2 protein-coding genes and 1 pseudogene are annotated in these 5,617 nt (G+C 72.6%); all 3 read right to left on the bottom strand.

Annotation, left to right across the window (positions count from 1 at the left end; genetic code table 11):
• Positions 1 to 36: 36 nt before the first annotated feature.
• Positions 37 to 3,891 (bottom strand): carbamoyl-phosphate synthase large subunit, encoded by a 3,855-nt coding sequence (carB, locus tag ND748_RS23650; protein WP_374216012.1) that lies wholly within the window; start codon positions 3,889 to 3,891, stop codon positions 37 to 39.
• The gene (gene carA, locus ND748_RS23645; RefSeq protein ID WP_251748157.1) at positions 3,891 to 5,216 is read right to left on the bottom strand and encodes a glutamine-hydrolyzing carbamoyl-phosphate synthase small subunit; all 1,326 of its coding nucleotides are present in this window, start codon (positions 5,214 to 5,216) and stop codon (positions 3,891 to 3,893) included. Before carA ends, carB begins: the two co-directional genes overlap by 1 nt.
• A pseudogene (locus ND748_RS23640) lies at positions 5,213 to 5,617 on the bottom strand (hypothetical protein); the annotation flags it as partial. The pseudogene ND748_RS23640 and the gene carA, both read right to left, overlap by 4 nt.

Raw genomic sequence — 5,617 nt, 5'->3', positions numbered from 1 at the left:
CCCGACCGCCGCGCGGGGAGAAGCGGGGCGCGGCGCTCACCGACCAGTCCGCGCGGGGTCGAGACCGGCCACCGCTCCCGGCCCGGCCGGCGTGTCCGGCCCTGCTACAGCGCCCGGCCCTGTCGCAGCATCAGACCCCGTCGCAGCATCAGACCCCGTCGCAGCGCCCGGACCCGTCGCAGCACCGGACCCGTTTGCGGCATCGGGCCCGGTGCCGCCCGTCACCGGGCCGGTCGGCCGTTCCTCGATGTGCTCGGTCGGCTGCTCCTCAAATCGCCCAGGTGGCAGATTGTCAATGCGCTCGGTCGGCTGCTCCTCGAACGCCTCGATTCGCTGCTCCTCGAACTCTTCGATCGACTGCGCCTCGAACGCCTCAGACGCGTCGGACGCCTCCGGCTCCTCCTCGAACGCCTCGATCGGCTGCTCGCCGAACGCCTCGATCGGCTGCTCCTCGAACTCTTCGATCGACTGTGCCTCGAACGCCTCGATCGGCTGCTCGCCGAACAACACGCCCGGATCTGCGGCGCCGGTGAACACCGTGGCCGTGGGCACCCCGGACGGGACGGCCGAGGGCAGGACGGCCGTGGACGCGGCGGGATCGGCGGCCGGGTTGTCCGCGCCGCCCCACGCCTCGCGCAGGGCCGCGTGGTACTCCTGCAACGGCCGGACGCCCAGTTCCCCGCGGACGAGGGCCTCGATGCCCTGCACGCAGGCGGCGGCGCCCTGGATGGTGGTGATGCACGGAACTCCGGCGCTGACGCAGGCGGTGCGGATCTCGTAGCCGTCGAGCCGCGGGCCAACCCCCCACGGGGTGTTGATGACCAGATCGATCTGACCCGAGGTGATCATCTCGACACAGTCGAGCAGGCCCTCGGTCGGCGCCCGGTGCTTGCCGAGCACGACTGCCTTGACCCCGTTGCGCCGCAGTACCTGGGCAGTCCCCTCGGTGGCGTAGACGACGAAGCCGAGATCGGCGAGCCGCTTGATCGGAAAGATCATCGCCCGCTTGTCCCGGTTGGCCACCGAGACGAACACCCGCCCGTAGGTGGGCAGGCCGTTGTAGGCGGCGGCCTGCGACTTGGCGTAGGCGGTGCCGAAGCCGTCGTCGATGCCCATCACCTCGCCGGTGGACTTCATCTCCGGGCCGAGGACGGTGTCCACCCCGCGGCCGACGGCATCGCGGAAGCGGCCGAAGGGCAGCACCGCCTCCTTGACCGCGATGTGCGAGTCCAGCGGCAGGGTGGCGCCGTCGCCGGTGCGCGGCAGCAGACCCTCGGCGCGCAGCTCGTCGACGGTGGCACCGAGCATCACCCGGGCGGCCGCCTTGGCCAGTGGCACCGCCGTCGCCTTCGAGACGAACGGGACGGTGCGCGAGGCCCGCGGGTTGGCCTCCAGCACGTAGAGAACGTCGGACTGCAGGGCGTACTGGACGTTGAGCAGCCCGCGCACGCCGACGCCGCGGGCGATCGCCTCGGTGGACGTGCGAATGCGCTCCAGGTCGGCGTGGCCGAGGGTGATCGGCGGCAGGGCGCAGGCCGAGTCGCCGGAGTGCACGCCGGCCTCCTCGATGTGCTCCATCACGCCGGCGAGGTAGAGCGTCTCACCGTCGAACAGGGCGTCGACGTCGATCTCGACGGCGTCGTCGAGGAACCGGTCGACGAGGACGGGATGCTCCGGCGAGATCGCCGTGGCCCGCTCGATGTAGTCGCGCAGCATGGAGTCGTCGTAGACGATCTCCATCCCGCGCCCGCCGAGCACGTAGGAGGGACGGACGAGCACCGGGTAGCCGATCCGCTCGGCGACGGTGCGGGCCTCGGCGAACGAGGTCGCCACCCCGTGCGGCGGCGAGGGCAGGCCGGCGGCGGCCAGCACCCGGCCGAACAGGCCGCGGTCCTCGGCCAGGTGGATCGCCGCGGGCGCGGTCCCGACGATCGGCACGCCCGCCTCGGCGAGCGCCGCGGCGATGCCCAGCGGGGTCTGGCCGCCGAGCTGGACGATCACCCCGGCCAGCGGGCCGGCCTGCTCCTCGGCGTGGACGACCTCGAGGACGTCCTCGACCGTCAGCGGCTCGACGTAGAGCCGGTCGGCGGTGTCGTAGTCGGTGGAGACCGTCTCCGGGTTGCAGTTGACCATGACGGTCTCGAACCCGGCGTCGGACAACGCCATGACGGCGTGACAACAGGCGTAGTCGAACTCGATGCCCTGGCCGATGCGGTTGGGGCCGCTGCCGAGCACGATCACCCGCGGCCGGCCGCTCGGCGCCACCTCGGTCTCGCTGTCGTAGGCCGAGTAGTGGTACGGGGTCTCGGAGGCGAACTCGGCCGCGCAGGTGTCCACGGTCTTGAAGACCGGCCGGATGCCGGACCGGTGCCGGAACGCGCGGACCACGTCCTCGGAGGTGCCGAGCAGTTCGGCGAGCTGAACGTCGGCGAAGCCGGCCCGCTTGGCCCGGCGAATGCCCGCCGGCGTGCGGGTGACCCCGGCGGCGATCTCGTTCAGGAAGACGATCTGGTCGACGAACCAGGGGTCGATGCCGGTCACTCGGGTGACGTCCGCCGGGTCGGCGCCGGCGAGCAGCGCCTGCTGGACGTCCCGCAGGCGCCCGTCGTGGGGGGACCGGGTCGACTCCAGCAGGGTGGCCGCGTCCTCGGCCGGCGCGACGAAGGAGAACACCGAGCCCGCCGACTCCATCGAACGCAGCGCCTTCTGCAGCGCCTCGGCGAAGCTGCGGCCCACGCCCATCGCCTCGCCGACCGACTTCATCGTCGTCGTCAGCGTCGGATCGGCGCCGGGAAACTTCTCGAACGCGAACCGCGGCACCTTCACCACGACGTAGTCCAGCGTCGGCTCGAAGGCGGCGGGCGTGGTGCGGGTGATGTCGTTGGGGATCTCGTCGAGGGTGTAGCCGAGGGCGAGCTTCGCCGAGATCTTGGCGATCGGGAAGCCGGTGGCCTTGGACGCCAGCGCCGACGAGCGCGACACCCGCGGGTTCATCTCGATGACGACCTGCCGGCCCGTCGCCGGGTCGACGGCGAACTGGATGTTGCAGCCGCCGGCGTCGACCCCGACTGCCCGCATGACCGCGATCGACATGTCGCGCATCGTCTGGTACTCGCGGTCGGTCAGCGTCATCGCCGGGGCGACGGTGATCGAGTCGCCGGTGTGCACGCCCATCGGGTCGACGTTCTCGATGGAGCAGACGACGACCACGTTGTCGGCGCGGTCGCGCATGAGCTCCAGCTCGAACTCCTTCCAGCCGAGGATCGACTCCTCGACCAGGACCTCCGTCGACGGGCTCGCCGCGAGACCGTCGGCGGCCATCCGGGTGAGCTCGACCGGGTCGTGGGCGAAGCCACTGCCGGCGCCGCCGAGGGTGAAGCTCGGCCGCACGACCACCGGGTAGGCGAACTCCTCGCCCGCGGCCAGGCATTCCTCGACGGTGTGGCAGATGGCGCTGCGGGCCGTCTCGCCGCCGACGGCGGCGACGATGTCCTTGAACGCCTGGCGGTCCTCGCCGGCGCGGATCGCGTCGATGTTCGCGCCGATCAGGCGGACGCCGAAGCGGTCCAGGACGCCCGCGTCGTGCAGGGCGACGGCGGTGTTCAGCGCCGTCTGGCCGCCCATGGTCGCGAGGACGGCGTCGGGCCGCTCCCGCTCAATGATCTTGGTGACGATGTCCGGCGTGATCGGCTCGACGTAGGTCGCGTCGGCGAGCTCCGGGTCCGTCATGATCGTGGCCGGGTTGCTGTTGACCAGGATGACCCGCAGGCCCTCCGCCCGCAGCACCCGGCACGCCTGGGTACCGGAGTAGTCGAACTCGCAGGCCTGGCCGATGACGATCGGCCCGGAGCCGATCACCAGGACGCTGCTCAGATCGTCGCGCCGGGGCATCAGGACTCCCCTCCGGCGACCGCGGCGCGCCCCTGACGGGCGGCGGCCATCAGGTCCCGGAACCGCTCGAACAGGCCGGCCGCGTCATGCGGCCCCGGCGCGGCCTCTGGATGAAACTGCACGCTGAAGGCCGGCACGTCCAGGCACTCCAATCCCTCGACGACCTCGTCGTTGAGGCCGATGTGGCTGGCGACGACCCGTCCGAACGGCGTGTCCGTCACGCCGGTCAGCGGGGCGTTCACCGCGAAGCCGTGGTTCTGGCTGGTGACCGCGATGCGGCCGGTGGCGACGTCGCCCACGGGCTGGTTCACCCCGCGGTGGCCGTAGGTCAGCTTGTACGTCTCGAAACCCAGGGCCCGGGCGAGCAACTGATGGCCGAAGCAGATCCCGAACACGGGCACGTCGGCGCGCAGCACCGTGCGCAGGGCCTCGACGGCGTAGTCGGCGGTGGCCGGGTCGCCGGGGCCGTTGGACAGGAACACCCCGTCGGGTTCGAGGGCGAGCAGTTCCTCGCCGGTGGTCCTGGCCGGCAGCACGTGCACCTCGCACCCCAGCGCCGCCATGGCCGCGGGGGTGGCCCGCTTGATGCCGAGATCCAGCGCGGCGACCTTGAACAGCGCGGTGCCGGTCGCGGCCGGGACCACGTAGGGCTCGGGAGTGGAGACCAGCGGGGCCAGATCGGCGCCGACCATCTCCGGCGAGCTGCGGACCCGGTCGAGCAGCGCTGTCAGCGCCGCGCTCTGCCCACCCTCGTCGGCGTCAGCGACCGAGCCTGTGGCGGCCAGCGCATCGGCGACTCCGTCACCGGCGGCCACGTCATCGGTGAGCGTGCTACTGATCGCGCAGCGCATCGCCCCACGTTCGCGCAGGTGACGGGTCAGCGCTCGGGTGTCGATGCCGCTGATGCCGACCACCCCGGCGGCGGCCAGCTCGTCGTCGAGGCTGCCGCGCGAGCGCCAGCTCGACGGTCGCCGCGCCGGGTCGCGCACGACGAAGCCGGCGACCTGGATGCGGTCGGACTCGTAGTCGGCGTCGTTGACGCCGGTGTTGCCGATGTGCGGCGCGGTCATGATGACGATCTGGCCGTGGAACGACGGGTCGCTCAGCGTCTCCTGGTAGCCGGTCATCCCGGTGCAGAACACGGCCTCGCCGAAGGTCTCGCCGAGCGCGCCGTACGCCTCGCCGACGAAGCTGCGCCCGTCCTCCAGCATCAGCACGGCACGGGTCGGGTTCGCCCGGTCGGCCGGCCGGTTCGCCGGCGCCGCCGCGGGGGCCGCGGGCTGGTCGCCGGCCGCGGAGCCGGGGGTCGTGGTGAGGGTGTTCACCGATCCTCCTTCAGCCTGCGCACCTCACCCAGCGGTGAGGTCAACGGGTCGACCGGTGATCGGCCGGGGTCGGACTGCTCGGGGCGGCCCTGATCGCCGTAGCGCGGGTCCGCCGGGTGGGGGTCAGAAGTGCGAGGGTCGGGCTGGCGGGAGGCCGGCCGGCGGGGATCCGGGTGACGGGAATCCGGGTGCCGGGGATCTGCGCGGCGAGGCTCCTGGTCACGCAGGTCCGAGTAGCGGGGGTCCGGGCCGCGGGGGTCAGGGCCACGGGGGTCGCGGCGCCGCTGCGGTTGGTCGGGGTGGTCGGCGGTGACCGGCCGCTCCCCGCGGGCCGCGCCGCGCTCGCCGCGGCGCAGCCGGGGACCGGTGCGGATCGCCGGCATCTCCTCGGTGGGCTGGCC

The sequence above is a fragment of the Frankia sp. AiPs1 genome (assembly GCF_023716945.1).
Lineage (GTDB): Bacteria > Actinomycetota > Actinomycetes > Frankiales > Frankiaceae > Frankia.
The sequence above is the reverse complement of the archived record's forward strand: the minus strand, read 5'-3'. Positions and strand labels throughout refer to the sequence as shown.

Excerpts from the sequence above, each read along its gene's own strand:
- carB (WP_374216012.1), bottom strand. The coding sequence starts at position 3,891 with ATGCCCCGGCGCGACGATCTGAGCAGCGTCCTGGTGATCGGCTCCGGG.